Genomic DNA, 17,639 nt, shown 5'->3' on the forward strand with positions numbered 1-17,639 from the left:
AGCTATCATCAAAAACAACAAAAATATGTCCTCACAATATTTTTAAGGGCTGTCTTGTTTCACTGAGATGGTTTCTGCGATATCTTAAACATATTGCCTCCATGCTTTCCAAAATCTTTCGTTCTCTCAATAAAAAGCGATCGCCCACCTCAGAAAAAACAACTAGCGATCGCTCACTCACCCCATCAACCAGAGATCGCTGCAATCTGGGGGAATGGAGAGAATTCAACATAATAATTTGTATATGGACATCAGTATTAGTACCATTTGGTAAGATGAATGGCGTTATTGTATTGACTAACCAGAAATTCTAATTGTAAAAATCAATTTTTTGAAAGTCCGCCGTTGGCGGGCTTTCAAAAAATTGATTTTGGTGTTTCCAGCGCCGAAGGCGCTGGAAACACCAAAATCGGTTTCATAATGAGAATTGCTGATTGACTAACTTTGATAGATGCTAATTTTTGAGATTTTCTATGCAGTCCAAACTAAAACGACAAAAACTAGGTAAGAAATTTTCTTGGACTCCATACTTATTTCTATTACCAGCGATCGCTTTTCTTAGCTTGACATCATTTTTGCCAGTATTCCAAGCTATATATTTAAGTTTTACCAATTATGATTTTGTCGGTAATCCTGAATTTATTGGTTGGAAAAACTATCTAAATCTCTGGAAAGATCAAACTTTTTGGAAAACCTTGGGTAATACCTTAACTTACTTGATATTTGCAGTTCCTAGCCTTGTAATTTTGCCTTTAGCTTTAGCAATATTAGTAAATCAAAAATTACGCAGCATTAAATTCTTTCGAGCCATTTATTATTTTCCAGTGATTGTTTCTGTGGTTGTCGCTGGTATTGCATGGAAATGGGTTTACGCTCAGAATGGAATTTTGAATTATTTTCTATCAACGATTTCATTTCAAAATATTAAAATCCCTTGGTTAACTGATCCAAAAACTGCCATTTTTGCGATTATTGCGGTAGTAATCTGGCGAGGCGTTGGTTACTATATGGTCATCTATCTGGCTGGTTTGCAGGCGATTCCCGCAGATTTGTATGAGGCGGCTGCGATCGATGGTTCTGATGGTTGGCAAAAGCATTTAGATATTACGATTCCATTAATGAAGCCCTATATTATTCTCGTGGCAGTGATTTCTGCGATTGGAGCTATGAAGGTGTTTGAAGAAGTCTATATCATGTCTCAAGGGGGCCCCGCGAATAGTACCAAAACCGTAGTTTATTATTTATATGACAAAGGTTTTACAAGTTTAGAGATGGGATATGCTTCAGCGATTGGGGTGTTTTTATTTCTGATTATTTTTATTATTTCAATTCTAACTTTCAAATTTATTAATCCTGCCAAAACAATTTAAATATGTTTAAGACTGGTTCTTTTTTGTTGAGTGTTTCTCTGTTTCTCTCTTTACCTGTTTTTGCTCAGAATAGCTCCATTAAATCAACTCCAATATTTCAATCGCAATTTTCCCGTAATCTGTCAAAAAACTTTCAAGAAGCAAAATCTGAAGGCTGCTTTGTTTTATATGACTTAAAACGCGATCGCTATATTCGCTATAACTCTCAACATTGCCAAAAACGCTTTATTCCTGCCTCGACATTTAAGATTTTCAATTCCCTAGTTGCCCTCGAAACTAAAGCGATCGCTGATGAAAATACCGTAATTCTCTGGGATGGAGTCCAACGTCGATTCCCTTTGTGGAATCAAGACCAAAATATGCGAACTGCCTTTACGCGATCGGTTGTTTGGTTTTACCAAGACTTAGCGCGGCGGATTGGGAATGAAAAAATGGCTAAGTATATAAAAGCTGCTAGCTATGGTAATCAAGATATTTCAGACAAGATTGATTCTTTTTGGTTAAATGGCAATTTGAGAATTTCGCCAGAGGAGCAAATCAAGTTTCTCGTCAGACTTTATCAAGAAGATTTGCCATTTTCAACTTCTGTGATGAGAACGGTGAAAGACATTATGCTAATTGAGCGCAAAGATAATTACATTCTTAGAGGTAAAACTGGCTGGGGAACTAATGTTGAGGGCGTGCAGAATATTGGTTGGTATGTTGGTTATATAGAGCGAGATAACAACGTTTATTTCTATGCGTTGAATTTTGAAAATCAAGATCCTAACTTTGAGATGATTCCTATCCGTAAAAAGATTTTGTTTGATGTTTTTAGCGATTTACAACTCATTGAAAAGTAAAAGTCAATATTTTTGATGCGGGCTTCGTTCGCATCAAAAATATAAGAATCAACATTATGAAAAATAAAAACCAGACATTATCATCAAATATCTTTAAAAATATTCCGCAATTTGTGCTTTTAATTGCGATCGCCACTTTAACGGTATTTCCTTTAATGTGGCTAGTCAGCACTGCTTTTAAATCACCTAGCGAAAATATTTTTCAGGCGACACCACAACTCTTACCCGCCCAGCCCACCTTTGAGAACTTCCTCAAGGTCTGGAAAAATTCCCGCTTCGATCTTTATCTTTGGAATAGCTTTTTTGTTTCCAGCATCACCGTAATTTTAAATTTGCTATTCTGCTCCCTCGCTGCCTTTCCCCTTGCGAGATTGGATTTTAAAGGACGGGATTCGATTTTTTGGGCGATCGTGGGAACGACCATGATTCCGTTTCAAATTACGATGATTCCCCTATATATTCTGGCAGTGCAACTAAATCTCAAAAATACCTATGCTGGCTTGATTTTTCCCTATGTAATTTCAGCTTTTGGCATATTTCTACTGCGCCAAGCCTTCCAGAGCGTTCCTAAAGAAATGGAAGAAGCCGCACGAATGGATGGTTGCTCTAGTTTGGGGATTTGGTGGCATGTGATGTTACCTGCGGCGCGTCCTGCTCTGACTACCCTCGCTGTATTTACCTTTGTGGCGATGTGGGGCGATTTTTTATGGCCATTGGTGATCGTCGATAAAGCTGAGCTTTATACATTACCGAGAGGAATTGCCAGTCTGGCAAGTGCCTTCTCTGAGGATTGGCGCTTAATTGCCGCAGGTTCCGCGATTTCGATGCTGCCAGTATTTATCGTGTTTGTATTTCTGCAACGCTACATTATCCCTACAGATGCAAGCATTGGTGTCAAAGGATAAAGACGACGCTTTGCGTTGTCTTTATCCTTTGACTTGTTGCTCTTGCCATAGTTGTGAACTTAAGGTAGTTTATGATTCTTAAGACTAGGGTTTTAAATTTAATCTAGATTTAATATTTCCAGTCAGCCTGCCCACTATCCTGTTCAGCAACTTCAGCAAATTTAAGGGAAGCAATCCGTACATGAAAATGAGCATCTGTAAGACATTTCAAGGCTTTATTTTTCAAAACCTGATTTATTTGCTTCCGATCGCGATCTTGTCACCAAGCTTAGCGATCGCCTCCCCTGTGGTCGCTCAATCACAGACATCGCCTAGCTCATCAGCGATTACCCAAAATATCATCTATGTAAATCCCCAAACAGGTAGCGATCGCCCTGAACAAGGTAGTACTGTTGCACCTTTCAAGACAGTTACCTATGCGATGAGTCGCGCTCAGACTGGACAGATTGTTCAGCTAGCCTATGGAACCTACAGCAGTGCTACGGGTGAGCAGTTCCCAATGCGACTACGCCCTAATGTGACATTACGAGGTAGCGAAGCAACTAAGGGCAAAGGCATCATAATTTTAGGCGGGGGAACCTTACGCACAGGATCAGGGTTTCCTCAAAATGTGGCGATCGCTCTTGGCGATGGATCAGAATTGCGGGGTGTGACTGTCACCAATCCTAATCCTAGAGGTTATGGACTGTGGATTGAAAATGTGAGTCCTGCGATCGCCAATAATACTTTTATCGATAATCAGCAAGATGGCGGCTTAATTACAGGCAAATCAACGGCGATTATTTCTGCGAATCAATTTTTTCGCAATGGGACTAGTGGCTTAGCGATCGAGGGTGAAGCCAGTCCAGATATTCGCGGTAATCTCTTTCAACAAACTACTTTTGGCATGAGTATTCGCCAAGATGCGGCTCCGCAAATCACGGAAAACACCTTTACTCAAAATCAAAATGGACTCCTGATCCAATCCAATGCCAAGCCAATTTTGCGTGGCAATGCGATCGTCAATAATCGAGCCTATGGAGTAACGATTTCTGATGCTGCCAAGCCAGATCTGGGCAAGCCTAACGATGATGGTAACAACACTTTTCAGGGAAATGGCACATTCGATTTGCAAAACGTCAGCCGTAATGCGGTTGCCGTGATTGGCAATCAATTGGACATTAAAAGAGTCAAGGGAAATTTGCAATTGTCGGGTGTGCGATCGCCATCCAATCTATTTGCTAATAGGCTTACTAATAGTCCTTCGACAAATGCGACAACGGCAAAAGCGGCTGTAAGTCAGCCATCATCAACTGCGCCCACAAGCGATCGTTTTGCCAATATCAACCAACAACTAGAACAACAGATTGCAGCCAGTCAGCCTATGAATCTTGCACCTCCCCTTGATAATCCACCCGCATTGATTAGATCGACATCTTCCATCATCAATCAAGGCAGTCAAGCAAATAATCCTTTTTGGTACGAGCCTGTGACCTCTGTAATTGTGAGAATTACACCTAAAAGTTTTAACTCTCCGATACCTGCTAATCCCGAAATTAGTACTAGTTTGCCTCCTGTGCGATCGCAGCCTCCTAGCGGCGAACCTGTCAATCAACCGATCCAAATTGCGCCGCTGGCTAATACCAGTTTTAAACCTCAAACCCCACCTCGTTATCGGGTAGTTGTGCCTGTTTCTTCACCTAATGCCGTTGCTCAAGTACGTCAAATTGTGCCAAATTCCTTTGCGTCTCGACTTAATGGATACTTAGTAGTGCAGATTGGAGCCTATAGCGATCGGCGTATCGCCGAAGTCCAAGTGTCTCGCCTCGCGCAACAAGGTTTATCGGCAAGGATTGAGTCAATTAATCCATAGCAAAAAAAACAAAAAGCTCTCGTAAGATGCGTTAGGGCAACGTAACGCATTCATCAGTAAAAATGATGGGTTAGAGATCGCGTAACCCATCATTTTATTGCGATTTTCAAGTTGTCTCCGACAACTTGAAAAATGTAAGTTTTGCTTAGGACATAAAACCCAAAAGATGAGTGGCAGCGCTTCGCGCTGCCACTCATCTTTTGGGTTTTGATTTGTTTATCTCTTGCGCAGCTATATCAAGTAATATTCTCGCGGCTTACACATTGGCACAGAAAATGTGTAAGCCGCGAGAATTCTAATAAGTTTTAAAATATTTCAATTTATCAACTAAATTACTGTATAGTAATATAATTATTATGCTAAGTTTAAAAACACGACGTAGAAACCGATGATTAGTAGTAACCGATCTTGGAATCAATCGCAGTGGTTGCGCTTAGTCGCAGGCAGTATGGTTTTGCTCAGCTTGTCTCTATCGCTGATTAATATCAACTGGTTATTTTTGACTGCATTTGTCGGACTAAATTTGCTGCAATCGGCTTTTACCAACTGGTGTCCGTTGATTGTCATACTGCAAAAACTAGGAGTGAGAGAGTGAAGGTGTGAGGATGATGCTTTGCCCCATTCTCACATTATGAGCATTTATTAAAAAATTTTATTAAAAATTTATTTTTTTAGGAGTCGAAATTATGGCTCGCGTTGTTGTGATTGGTGCTGGATTAGGAGGTTTACCTGCTGCTTACGAGTTGAGGCATGTATTACCCCGTGAACATAAGATCACGCTTATTTCCAATCAACCAAAGTTTACCTTTGTGCCTTCTCTGCCTTGGGTGGCTCTAGGATTAAAATCCCTTGATAGCATTCAATTAGATTTAGCTACAACCGTCATTAAGCATGACATTGAGTTTATTCATGCAGCGGTTACGGCGATCGATCCTAAGTTGCGGCAAATCAAGATGGACGAGATTGCTCCGCAACGCCAAAGCGATCGCACATTGGACTATGACTATGCGGTGATTGCCACGGGGCCAGAACTTGCCCTAGATGCTCTGAAGGGATTAGGTCCCGAAGGTGGCTATACCCAGTCGATTTGTAATCCCCACCATGCGTTATTGGCTGATGAAGCATGGCAAAAATTTCTTGCCAATCCAGGACCGATCGTAGTGGGTGCATCCCCAGGGGCAAGTTGCTTTGGTCCCGCCTATGAGTTTGCATTCCTAATTCATGATGAATTGAAGAGAAAAGGACTGCGATCGCAGGTTCCGATCACCTTCATTACCTCAGAACCCTATGCAGGACATCTAGGGATCGGCGGCATGGCAAGTTCTCGCTGGCTGATGCGTAAGTTTATGGCAGATCGCGAAATCGAACTGATGGAAAATACGGCTATTTCGCACTTTGAGGCTGATGCAGTGCATTTAGTTGATGGACGCAGTATTCCCTCTAAGTTCACCATGGTTTTACCACCTTTCCGAGGTCCCAAATTTCTCCGCGAAGCGGTCGGATTAACCGATGTCAAAGGTTTTGTGCCTGTCTTGCCGACCTATCGCCATCCAGAATTTACATCAATTTATTCTGTCGGCGTAGTCACCCAACTCAAAGCCGTGGAGCAAACTCCAATTCCTACGGGTGCGCCCAAGGTGGGATTGATGTCGGAAGAAATGGCTTTGGCGATCGCTCAGAATATTGCCCTAGAGTTGGGAGTCTTTACTGGCAATCAATGCAGACCAACCTTACAAGCGATTTGCTTTGCCGATTTTGGGAATACGGGAGCGCTATTTTTAGCCGATCCGCTTTTGCCTAATGTGTCAGGCGATCGCAAACGTGCTTTGATCTATCACGGAATCTGGGTGTCTTGGATGAAGGCTGGATTTGAGAAATATTTTCTCACAAAAATGCGCTTTGGTTGGACAATTCCTTGGTTTGAGAAGCTTGGCTTCAGAGCGATCGGGTTGCCATTAGTGGAGCCAATTATTCCTATCCCAGAACCTGAAGCAGTTCAAGTTAAAGCATGAATAGGAATGGGCTCTACCCTAATTTTGAATGATAGGAGCAGACATGGATATCACTCTCAATCCTAGTGAATTGGAAACTCTGGCAAATCGATTCCGAGCCTTGTCAGACCCAACCCGTCTGCAAATCCTGATGGTGATTTGTAACCAAGAGCGCAGTGTTCAGGATATCTGCGATCGCACTGGACTGCATCAAGGCAATGTATCGAAGCATTTGCGATTGATGAAGGATGCGGGAGTGGTAGCCTGTCGGCGCGAGAGTGTGTGGCGATTTTATCGAGTCATTGATACAGAGTTGCTCTTGCTATGCCGTTCTACTCGTGGATCGTTAGATAGTTCAAAAAACAGTTCAAATCTTTGCCAGAGTTAATTTTTAGCAATTTCAAAAATAATAGGATCTAGATTCAATGAGCTGCCAAATTCGTCAATTTTTTTCTTGGTTATTGCTGATTAGTGCGATCGCAATTTTTGCATTAATCGGATTCGGTGTAATCGATACGCCTAGTGCATCCGCCGCAATTCGCCAACTTGAGGAAGCGCCAAATCAGATGGTTTATCAGTCACGCCAATCTCTCAAAGATCAGCATGGTAATACTTGGCAAACCGTTGCTTTCAAGCGATCGCGTCCTGATGGCAATAGTAGCTTTGAGTTGCGCATAGTGGGATTTCCTAATTTAGTGGCGATCGATCATGCTCAGCCCTTAACTTTAAGCAATTCCTTGGGTAAAACCCTCACGGCTATTGATACCTCTAGCAATATTTTTAAAGAGGGAGCGCAGGCGAATGTCGGACAGTATGATCTGCAACCTTTGTTATCAGAATTGCAAGCTGAGATTCCTTTAAAGATTTCTCTGTCCACGCTCAAAGGTGATGCGATTAGTCTATCGGTTCCACCTGCATTAGTCGCAGAATGGCAAACTGTGGCGAATTATTAAAGTCCTCACCACCCAGCTTCCTCTCCCAAAAACTACTTTGTACAGGCAAGTCATAAAACCTAGATAAGTCAACAATTAATCGCCCCCTAGCCCCCAATTCTGGGGGAACAAGAAAATAACATTCTTTCAAAGTCCCCCAGAATTGGGGGATTTAGGGGGCTTAGATACATTGAAACGAAGATAGAGAGACTTGTGTATACGGTAGTTCCTAAAAGGGGAGAGGTCTAATCAAAATCAAAATTAAATTATTTTGGAGAGAACAATGGCAGATTTATTTTCCCATGAATGGATGAAAGCTTTTGGTGAACTATGGAATGCTGATGCAGAGATTGTTAATGGACTTGCGAAGATACATTTTAACTCAGTAATTGGCTATGGCTTTGAAGATCAAGACAAACCCAGTGGAATACTGGTGGTTCAGGAAGGCAAGGTGGTTTTTGCAGGAGCCTATGATGGTCAGTCATTGAACTGGGATTTACGCGCCGATCGCCCCCATTGGCAAAAGTGGACGATTAAAGGCTTGGATATGTTGGGGTTGAGTATGGCGTATATGAGCCGCAAGCTACAATTCCGCGTTGGTGACTACACAGCCATGATTAAAGATCCAAGGATGGCATCTCCATTTATCAAATCATTTGCAGTGATGAGTAAGGTTTAGGAACCCTCACCCCCCAGCCCCCTCTCCCATTAAGGGAGCTACCGTGTACACACAAGTCATCAAAACCTGTCAAGTCAACAATTATCTACCCCCTAGCCCCCAATTCTGGGGGAACAAGAAAATAAAAGTCTTTCAAAGTCCCCCAGAATTGGGGGATTTAGGGGGCTTAGATCAATCGAACCGTAGACAGCTAGACTTGTACACGGTAGTTCCCAAAAGGGGAGAGGGGCTAGGGGTGAGGGTCTGGTCAACTTCCACGTAACATCAGTAATTTTTAAAGGAATAACATCATGAAACCAAAATCAGCAGCTAAAAAACAAACTAGCCAACCCCTAGCTCCTTCGCCCCTATCTCCATCACAATTAAAGTCTCGCCAGAGTCAATTAATGGTAATGGATGTGCGGGGATGGTTTGAGTATTTCATGGGACATATCGCAGGGGCAAAGAGAATGAGCCGCGATCGCATTCTTAAAGAAGTTCCCCAAGATCAAGCGATCGCGATTACTTGCCTATCTGGATATCGCAGCGATATGGCGGCGCAATGGCTAGTTGCTCAGGGCTATAGCAAAGTCTATAGCCTCAAGGGTGGTTTACTCGCTTGGCAGAGTGCTGGCTATGCTGTTCACCGTGGTAATCAACCTTAATCCTTAACATTCAAGCAGGAAGGCTTAATCCTATGACTCACAGCACATCAGGCAAACCGTCTCATGAATCTCTTACCCAAACAAGCGATCAATTGATGGAAGGAACAGATGAGCAACCACAAGAAAAATTACCCTCCCCAAAAAACTTGTCAAAAATGTCACCAAAGGGGTGGGGAATTTTGATCGGTGGTGTGTTGTTGCTAGCAGGTGGAACTTGGGCAATTTTGCAAATGAACCGATCGCCACATTCTCCAGAAACAACGACAACTCAAGCGATTGCTGTATCCACAATGACACTGAAATCGCAATCGATCACCAATACCTTAGAACTCTCAGGCTCAATTCGTCCTGTGGAACAGGCTACACTCTCCACAAGAGTGATGGGTCGGATTACGGCTTTATCATTGGAATCAGGCGATCGCTTTCGTAAAGGTGATGTCCTCGCAAGCATTGATGTGATGGATATCAATGCTCAAACTGGACAGGCGCAGTTGGGTGTCGCCCAAGCCCAAGCGGAAGTATTTCGTTCTCAAGCAAGTTTAAATCAATTAGAATCGCAAAAATTAGAGGCGCAGTCGGCTTTGCGCTTAGCTCAAGTCACCCAGTCACGGATGTCTCGACTGCAAGCTGAAGGCGCGGTTTCGCAATCGGTATTGGATGATGCGAATACGGCGCTCGAACAGGCAAGGGCAAGGGTCGCTCAGTCGGAAGCGGGGATTCGTCAGTCACAAGCGGCGATCGATCAAACCCAAGCTGCCGTCAGTCGCGCCGAACTGAGCGTAATTTCATCGGATATCAGTGCCAGCTACGGCACAATCTTCGCTCCCTTTGATGGTGTGGTCGTTCAAAAAATGGCTTACGAAGGGGAAATGGCAGCCCCTGGGACTCCAATATTGAAAGTGGAAAATCCCAATAAACTTGAACTAGAAATTTCTGTACCTGAAGAGAATTTGCGCCTAGTGCGAGTCGGACAATCAGTTAAAGTACAGATTGATGCGGTTAACCAAACCATCAATGGCACAATTCAACAAATCGTGCCAGCCGCCAATGCTCAGTCACGCAGTTTTCTAGTCAAAATCCCTCTGAATAATTCTAGTAAATTAATCTCTGGAATGTTTGGCAGAATTGCGTTACCTCTAGGCGCAAATAGAGAGACTTTACTTGTTCCTACTAAGGCGCTGATTCAACGGGGACAGTTGCAAGGAGTCTATGTGGTGGAAAGCACGGAAGAGAAAGCGATCGCCGTTCTACGTTGGGTGAAAACAGGTAAGCCCCAAAATGAACAGATTGAGATCGTGTCAGGCTTGAAAACAGGCGATCGCATCATTACCAGCAACATCGTTCAACTCAGCGACGGACAACCCGTTGCGGCGCGGTAATAGGAGAAAATTATGCAGGATTCACCAAACGGTCAAAATGGTTCTCAATCGCCGCCACCCCGTCACAAACTTGGTTTTGTTGGTCAACTGGCGAAGCAATTCATCGACTCCAAGCTGACCCCATTGATTATCATTGTGGCGATCCTGTTGGGGATTGGTGCAACCCTGATGTTGCCACGGGAAGAAGAACCGCAAATTACCGTACCAATGGCGGATGTGTTTGTGCAGATGCCGGGAGCTTCGGCGAAGGACGTGGAACAGCGCGTCACAGCACCGATGGAGAAATTGATTAAAGAATTGCCCGGAGTGGAATATGTTTACTCCACCTCGCGGCCGGGTTCATCTTTAGTCATCGTCAGGTTTATAGTTGGACAGAATACGGAAGATTCTATTGTTCAGCTTTACAACAAGCTCTATGCCAATTTTGACAAAATTCCTGCGGGAGTTTCTCAACCTCTCATTAAGTCACGAGCGATTAATGATGTACCAATTCTAGCCCTAACCCTATCAGGAGATGGGGTTTCAGGCACGGAATTACGGCAGATTGCGGCGCAATTGGATGAGCAAATCAAGCAAGTTCCCGATGTTTCAGAAACGACGATCATCGGTGGACAGAAGCGCCAATTGCGGGTAGAACTCGATCCCACTCGCCTAAAAGCCTATGGACTCACACCTCTAGAAATCTCCCAAGCCTTTCAGTCCCAAAACTCAGAATTAGCGGGTGGGGCTTTGAGCCAAAACAATCAATCCTTTTTGGTGCGAACTCAAAGTTTTATCCGATCGCCTGAAGATGCGAAAGGGCTAGTCGTAGCGGTGGCTAATAATCAGCCCGTATATTTGCGGGATGTTGCCACAATTACCGATGGTGCGGAAGAACCTGCCAGTTATGTCTTGTTTGGCTATGGCGATGTTGCCCAAGAACATACTGCTAAAGATGTTTCTCAAAAGGACAAGAAGGAAGCCAAAATCACCAAGCATAAGGGGGAAACTGAAGCCGTAACGATCGCGATCGCTAAACGTGGAGGTGCAAACGCCATTCAAGTTTCCCATCGGGTTTTACATAAATTAGATGAGATTAAGCACAACTATCTTCCTAATAATATTAATTTGACGGTTACCCGCGACTATGGCGAGACGGCTGCTGAACGCTCCAATGAGTTGCTATTTCATATGCTGATTGCGGTTGGTTCGGTAACGTTGCTAATGTGGTTTGCTATGGGTCGAAGAGAAGCGATCGTCGTGGCGGTATCGATCCCTGTCACCTTAGCGCTGACCCTTGCCAGTTTTGTCTTTTACGGATTCTCTCTCAATCGTGTTACCTTCTTTGCCTTGATCTTCTCGATTGGCATTCTCGTTGATGATGCGATCGTGGTCGTAGAAAATGTCGGTCGTCATTTGGAACTCCCTGAAAATAAAACTCGTTTAAAATATTCTCCCAATCGTCAGCGCACTTTGCGACAAATTGTCCTTGAAGCCGTTGATGAAGTGGGCAATCCCACAATTTTGGCAACGGTAGCGGTGATTGCAGCGATCTTACCGATGGCATTTGTAGGCGGGTTGATGGGTCCCTATATGCGCCCAATTCCTTTGGGAGCTTCAGCAGCGATGATTTTCTCGGCTTTAGTAGCTTTCATCGTCGTACCTTGGACAACGATGAAAGTGTTTACAGGCGGCAGTCATGGCGGACATCAAGAGGGTGAGGAAGATGCTCTCAGCAAGCTCTATCGCCGCTTTATGTATCCTTTGGTGCATTATCCCAAAAAGGGAACGACGTTTCTAATTGCGACAACACTGGCTTTAGTGGTGATTGTAGTGGGGCTGGCAGGATTCAAATTGGTGATCCTGAAGATGCTCCCCTTTGATAACAAGAGCGAATTGCAAGTGGTGGTCAATATGCCTGAAGGCACGACCCTTGAGCAAACTGCAAGAGTAACGCGCGAACTAGGACAATACCTTGCTTCTGTACCCGAAGTTACCCATTATCAAAGCTATGTTGGTACATCTTCCCCCTATAATTTCAACGGGTTAGTGCGCCATTACTTTTTGCGATCAGGTGCTAACGTTGCCGATATTCAGGTCAATTTTTTACCGCGAGAAGAGCGCAAACGTCAGAGCCATGATATCGCCAAGGCAATTCGTCCTAAGCTCAAGGAAATCGGCGATCGCTACAGTGCGCGGATTCAAGTTGCCGAAATTCCCCCAGGTCCTCCCGTACTGCAAACCCTAGTTACGGAAGTCTATGGACCTAATTACCAAGGACAAATCGAAGTTGCTAAAGAAATCTATCGATTATATAAATCCACCGATGGTGTGGTGGATGTGGATTGGTATGTGGAATCGCCCCAAACGGATTATCACTTAGTAATCGATCGCGAAAAAGCATCTTTAAATGGCATCAGTCCCGCCCAAATTTCCCAAGTTTTGCAAATGGCAATTTCTGGGCAGAATGTGGGCTTACTCCATGATGAAAACTCCCGTGAAGATGTGACGATCAATCTCCGCTTTAGTCAGTCTAGCCGCACTAGTCTAGAAGATCTCAAGGCTCTCAATGTCAAGGGCATCAATGGAAATCTAGTTCCCCTCAGTTCCCTTGTTAAAACCGAAACGGCTACAGTTGACACCAGTATTTATCACAAAAATCTTCAGCCCGTTGTCTATGTGTTAGGCGATGTGTCAGGTCGTGTAGAAAGTTCTGTCTATGCGATGCTGGCTTTACAACCACAGATCGATAAATTAACACCTCCCACAGGTGAAAAAATCAAGACCTATCTCACCGAACAACCTCCCACCACGGAAACCTATTCCATGAAATGGGATGGCGAATGGCAAGTCACCTATGAAGTCTTCCGCGATCTGAGTATTGCCTTTGCGGTGGTGATGCTGTTGATTTACGCTCTAGTGGTCGGTTGGTTCCAATCCTTCACCACGCCCCTAGCAATCATGGTCGCTATTCCCTTCTCCCTCGTCGGGATTATGCCTGCCCACTGGTTGATGGGTTCCTTCTTTACGGCGACCTCAATGATTGGCTTTATTGCAGGTGCAGGAATTGTGGTACGCAACTCGATTATTCTCGTTGATTTTATTGAGTTGCGCCTTAAGGAAGGAATGCCCCTCGAAGAAGCTGTTATTGATGCAGGAGCTGTGCGGTTCCGTCCAATGTTACTCACGGCGGCGGCGGTAATTGTTGGCTCGGCAATTATTCTTGCTGATCCAATCTTCCAAGGTTTAGCGATCTCGCTGATGGCAGGTGAAGTTGCATCCTTGCTACTTTCGCGATCGGCGGTTCCAATTCTTTATTACAAACTCTGGCGCAATAAGAAACCACCGATTTTAGAATCTGCCGAGGAGGAACAGGAAATGGCGATCGCTAGTGTTGATAGCTAAAATCACATTTAAAAAACGATTTTAAGAGATCCCCCTCAAATGCCAGTGCTATAGCTGTCGCCATTCTTGTTAGGACAAATCAAAACCCAAATAGTGTTAGGCGGCGCTTCGCGCCGCCTAACACTATGATCGTCACAGGGGTGATGGAAAACAAAAAAGAGAGTGAGATTAGCGTCATTCAACAGTTGCTATCACAGCTTAAGTTAGAAAATCATGTATTTACGATGGATGCTTTACACTGTCAAAAAAAACAGTCGAAGCGATTGTCGTTAGCAAAAATGACTACATAATCAAAGTCAAGAAAAATCAACCAAAACTACAAGCAGCGATTCAAGCGCATACTGAGCAAGCAAAACCAGTCCAAGTTAAAGTTGAAGACGACTTATCGGACGAAAAGTTAAGAGAATGGTAGAGGTATTTACACCACCACCAGATATCCACCCAAGTTGGCAAAAAGTGCTTTCGGTGATTAGAGTTACTCGTTCAGGAGTTAGAGATGGTATTGCTTTCAGTACTCTAAGCTACTACATCAGTTCTCTTACTCCTACTTCAACTAGGATTGCCAAAGTAATTAGACAGCATTGGCATATTGAAAATCGCTTACATTGGGTAAAAGATGTCATTTTCAATGAAGATCAGAGTAAGCAAAGAGCAGGTAAAACACCGATTAATCTATCGATTATTAGGACTTGGGTGCTTTCTATATTTAGAAATAATGGCTTTGAATCAATGAAAGGTGCTATTGACTATTTTGCACATAATTTACCTGCTATCTTGTCTTTACTTTCTTAAAATCTCTCTAGCTCTTTCTTGAAATAGTCTTGGGGAATTAAAGGGGGTTACAGTTTTTCGCCGCTAATAATAAACATCGGACTAACAGCAGCAAAGACTTGACGGTTGCCGCGAGTTTCTAAGCGGTTTACCGAGGACTGCACTACTTCTACATTTCGCGCTTGTAGTTTGGCAAAACTTTCAGAAATTGCATATAAACCCTCCAGACTATTTGTAGTTGCGATTGCCCTACCATCAATTTGCAAACGCTCCCAACAATATTCTAGAATTTCCGATACTGATCGCCCACCTTCAATACAAATGCGATCGGGGTTAGTCGTCAGACTAGTAAGACATTCTGGCGCACTACCAATTTTAATTTCGACATTATTCACGCCAAATTTCTGGCAATTCTTGTCAATCAATCCTGCCACATCTTCATCACGCTCGATCGCTACAATTTTACCCTGAGGACATAGCAAACCCGTCTCAATGGGGATTGTCCCTGTACCTGCACCAATATCCCATAGTACTGAGTCAGCCTTGAGCCGTAACTGACCAATAATTAACAGTCTTGTTTCACATTTGCTCATCGGTATTCCTGGCAAGCGATCGAATAATTCGTCAGGTATACCAGGGGTGACATAGGACCAGATAGGTTCAGACATGAGCTTCGCGCACGGGATGGTTAAACATGATAAATATAGCGTTTTTCTACCCTAATTATTTTCCCCTTCTTTTGAGAGTAGAATGTGGGCTATAACAAACCTGCGATCGCTGTTTGCACAGGATAGCCCAAATGTTTCCATGCGGCTGCCGTAGCCACCCGTCCGCGAGGCGTGCGATTGATATAGCCAATCTGTAATAAGTACGGCTCATACACTTCTTCAATCGTATGAGCATCCTCACCTGTCGCCGCCGCCAAGGTATCCAAACCTGCGGGACCACCATTAAAGTTCTCAATTAACACCGTTAGCAATTTGCGATCAATCCAATCGAGTCCTTTCGGATCAACATTAAATAATTCCAATGCTGACTCCGCGATCGCCCCTGTAATATGTTCGCCCTTAGCCTTAACTTCGGCATAGTCCCGCACTCGCTTTAAGAGCCGATTAGCAATCCGAGGCGTACCTCTTGATCTTGCAGCGATCGCGATCGCACCATCGTCATGGATTGGAGTCTCTAGAATCTTGGCACTGCGGGACACAATTTGTGTTAGTTCATCCTGCTCATAGAAACGGAAATGTTGCACAAAGCCAAAGCGATCGCGCAATGGTGAAGATAAAGCCCCAATTCTCGTAGTCGCGCCAATCAGCGTAAATTTATTTAACTGCACACTGCGAATCCTTGCCCCTTGTCCTTTCCCAATCGTAATGTCAAGGCGATAATCTTCCATCGCAGGATAGAGAATCTCTTCGGTCACGCTTGGCAAACGATGGATTTCATCAATAAAGAGAATGTCTCCCTGTTGCAGAGAAACCAATAGACCAGCGACATCACGGGGACGCTCTAGGGCTGGAGCCGAGGTGATTTTGCATTGCACGCCCATTTCCTGAGCGATGATTAGCGCCAGAGAAGTTTTCCCTAATCCGGGAGGACCATATAACAGCAAATGATCGAGGGCTGATGATCGCGACTTTGCCGCCGCGATCGCAATATGGAGCAACTCCTTTAAATCTTTCTGTCCAATATAGTCTTCGAGATTTTTGGGACGGATATTAATATCAACCGAAACTTGAGCAGGAGCATCTTTTGCTAGTTGATCCTCTAATTTCTCCTCTGGCGTGGCTTCCGCTTGCAGCAAATCTAACGCCTGTTGCATTTCGGGCGATGTTACTTCTTTTTTGGTGGATTTTTTAGGAGATCGGGGAGTTGCTTTTTTACCCGCAGTCTTTTCAGAAATTGCGTCCGATGGATTTTGAGAGTCAACCTGATTCGCAAGGCGATCGCCTTCAGGATTTGGATTTGGTTTAGAGGAGATGATTGCCATACGCCTTCGGTTGCTCAAATTTATAAATATCTTCGATCAATTGCACCCAACCATCAACTAAAGAATCAAGAATTTTCTCACCTTTTTCTTTGGTCGCCGCCTTGGCATCCCCCAACACCCCACTTCTCGTCAAATCGCGCATCACCCATGCAAAAGGGTTTGCTGATTCCATACTCAGTAAACTATTTTCAGGCAATCCATAGGGATATTCGGTAACTGCCTTGTCCATTTGTACCTGTTCAGGCAAAAGCGCCAACATCAGACTGGTTTCGGCATCACCACCATGAATTCCAAATTCTAATTCTTTTTCAGTCAATAAATCTTTAGCCACATTGGGAACGCGCCAAGTAAAGAGCGGAAAAATCGAAAAGTCGGCATATTTCTCATGGAGATCGCGAGCAATTATTTCCAAAATCTGCGGCTGTCCCCCGTGAGAATTCATCAGAGCCAACTTCCGAAATCCTGCTCGATAGACACTTTCGGCAATATCGGTTAAAACTGCCAACATTGTCTGCGATCGCATTGTGATTGTGCCTGCAAAAGTACTATGTTCATTCGACTTACCATAATATAGAGGGGGCAAAGCATAGGCGGGAATCGCTGAATCTAATTTTTCTAAAGCCCTTGCCAATACCCCAATACTAATCGCCGCATCAACGATCAATGGCAAATGTGCGCCATGCTGCTCAATCGCCCCCATGGGTTGAATAATCACCACGTTTTGCTTATCTGGCATTGAGGCGATCGCTGGCGAAGTAAGGTAAGCAAAATATCGATGAGCAGGAAAATAATTCATAGTCAATATTTTATACCAAAACACAGAGTGGCTACGCTATTTTGTATTTTGAAAACCCTTACTGGGTTTGGGCTTTATAGCGCTTTGCGCTCAAATTCAAACTA

Annotated in this window: 17 protein-coding genes; 14 read left to right on the plus strand and 3 right to left on the minus strand. The window is 43.9% G+C overall.

The window, feature by feature from the left end; all coding sequences use genetic code 11:
- The first annotated feature begins 101 nt into the window (after positions 1 to 101).
- From B9G53_RS26915 to B9G53_RS19385, 14 genes are all read left to right on the plus strand, one after another.
- Positions 102 to 314 (plus strand): hypothetical protein, encoded by a 213-nt coding sequence (locus B9G53_RS26915; protein WP_141211830.1) that lies wholly within the window; start codon positions 102 to 104, stop codon positions 312 to 314.
- Positions 315 to 473: 159 nt separating this feature from the next.
- Positions 474 to 1,370 carry a carbohydrate ABC transporter permease gene (locus B9G53_RS19325; RefSeq protein ID WP_094535101.1) on the plus strand — a complete coding sequence of 299 codons (897 nt, stop codon included), beginning with the start codon at positions 474 to 476 and terminating at the stop codon, positions 1,368 to 1,370.
- Between the two features lie 2 nt (positions 1,371 to 1,372).
- Positions 1,373 to 2,212: a class D beta-lactamase gene (gene blaOXA, locus B9G53_RS19330; protein WP_094535102.1), complete on the plus strand. Its 840-nt coding sequence runs from the start codon at positions 1,373 to 1,375 to the stop codon at positions 2,210 to 2,212.
- Positions 2,213 to 2,268: 56 nt separating this feature from the next.
- On the plus strand, positions 2,269 to 3,117 hold the full coding sequence (locus tag B9G53_RS19335; RefSeq protein WP_094535103.1) for a carbohydrate ABC transporter permease: 849 nt from the start codon (positions 2,269 to 2,271) through the stop codon (positions 3,115 to 3,117).
- A 181-nt stretch (positions 3,118 to 3,298) separates the two neighbouring features.
- The gene (locus tag B9G53_RS19340) at positions 3,299 to 4,969 is read left to right on the plus strand and encodes a DUF1565 domain-containing protein (protein ID WP_094535104.1); all 1,671 of its coding nucleotides are present in this window, start codon (positions 3,299 to 3,301) and stop codon (positions 4,967 to 4,969) included.
- 388 nt (positions 4,970 to 5,357) lie between these two features.
- Positions 5,358 to 5,564 carry a DUF2892 domain-containing protein gene (locus tag B9G53_RS19345; protein WP_094535105.1) on the plus strand — a complete coding sequence of 69 codons (207 nt, stop codon included), beginning with the start codon at positions 5,358 to 5,360 and terminating at the stop codon, positions 5,562 to 5,564.
- Positions 5,565 to 5,655: 91 nt separating this feature from the next.
- Entirely contained in the window at positions 5,656 to 6,981 is a 1,326-nt protein-coding gene (locus B9G53_RS19350) for an NAD(P)/FAD-dependent oxidoreductase (protein WP_094535106.1), read from the plus strand.
- Positions 6,982 to 7,024: 43 nt separating this feature from the next.
- On the plus strand, positions 7,025 to 7,348 hold the full coding sequence (locus B9G53_RS19355; RefSeq protein WP_094535107.1) for a helix-turn-helix transcriptional regulator: 324 nt from the start codon (positions 7,025 to 7,027) through the stop codon (positions 7,346 to 7,348).
- A 37-nt stretch (positions 7,349 to 7,385) separates the two neighbouring features.
- Entirely contained in the window at positions 7,386 to 7,913 is a 528-nt protein-coding gene (locus B9G53_RS19360) for a DUF3122 domain-containing protein (RefSeq protein WP_094535108.1), read from the plus strand.
- A gap of 262 nt (positions 7,914 to 8,175) precedes the next feature.
- A complete protein-coding gene (locus tag B9G53_RS19365; protein ID WP_094535109.1) occupies positions 8,176 to 8,571 on the plus strand; it encodes an SCP-2 sterol transfer family protein in 396 nt (131 codons plus the stop codon).
- 290 nt (positions 8,572 to 8,861) lie between these two features.
- On the plus strand, positions 8,862 to 9,215 hold the full coding sequence (locus B9G53_RS19370) for a rhodanese-like domain-containing protein (protein ID WP_094535110.1): 354 nt from the start codon (positions 8,862 to 8,864) through the stop codon (positions 9,213 to 9,215).
- 32 nt (positions 9,216 to 9,247) lie between these two features.
- A complete protein-coding gene (locus tag B9G53_RS19375; RefSeq protein WP_094535111.1) occupies positions 9,248 to 10,594 on the plus strand; it encodes an efflux RND transporter periplasmic adaptor subunit in 1,347 nt (448 codons plus the stop codon).
- Between the two features lie 12 nt (positions 10,595 to 10,606).
- A complete protein-coding gene (locus tag B9G53_RS19380) occupies positions 10,607 to 13,978 on the plus strand; it encodes an efflux RND transporter permease subunit (protein ID WP_094535112.1) in 3,372 nt (1,123 codons plus the stop codon).
- Positions 13,979 to 14,362: 384 nt separating this feature from the next.
- Positions 14,363 to 14,770, plus strand: coding sequence for an ISAs1 family transposase (locus B9G53_RS19385; protein ID WP_254923745.1), 408 nt, complete (start codon positions 14,363 to 14,365; stop codon positions 14,768 to 14,770).
- 47 nt (positions 14,771 to 14,817) lie between these two features.
- On the opposite strand, the gene cbiT is transcribed toward B9G53_RS19385, so the two are convergent.
- The 3 genes from cbiT to B9G53_RS19400 all read right to left on the minus strand — a co-directional run bounded on the left by cbiT (position 14,818) and on the right by B9G53_RS19400 (position 17,535).
- Complete coding sequence (gene cbiT / locus B9G53_RS19390; RefSeq protein WP_094535114.1) at positions 14,818 to 15,417, minus strand: precorrin-6Y C5,15-methyltransferase subunit CbiT; 600 nt, start codon at positions 15,415 to 15,417, stop codon at positions 14,818 to 14,820.
- An 89-nt stretch (positions 15,418 to 15,506) separates the two neighbouring features.
- Entirely contained in the window at positions 15,507 to 16,739 is a 1,233-nt protein-coding gene (ruvB, locus tag B9G53_RS19395; RefSeq protein WP_094535115.1) for a Holliday junction branch migration DNA helicase RuvB, read from the minus strand.
- Entirely contained in the window at positions 16,720 to 17,535 is an 816-nt protein-coding gene (locus B9G53_RS19400; RefSeq protein ID WP_094535116.1) for a creatininase family protein, read from the minus strand. The genes ruvB and B9G53_RS19400 overlap by 20 nt, the downstream gene beginning before the upstream one ends.
- Positions 17,536 to 17,639 lie beyond the last annotated feature (104 nt).

Source organism: Pseudanabaena sp. SR411 (assembly GCF_002251945.1).
GTDB lineage: Bacteria > Cyanobacteriota > Cyanobacteriia > Pseudanabaenales > Pseudanabaenaceae > Pseudanabaena.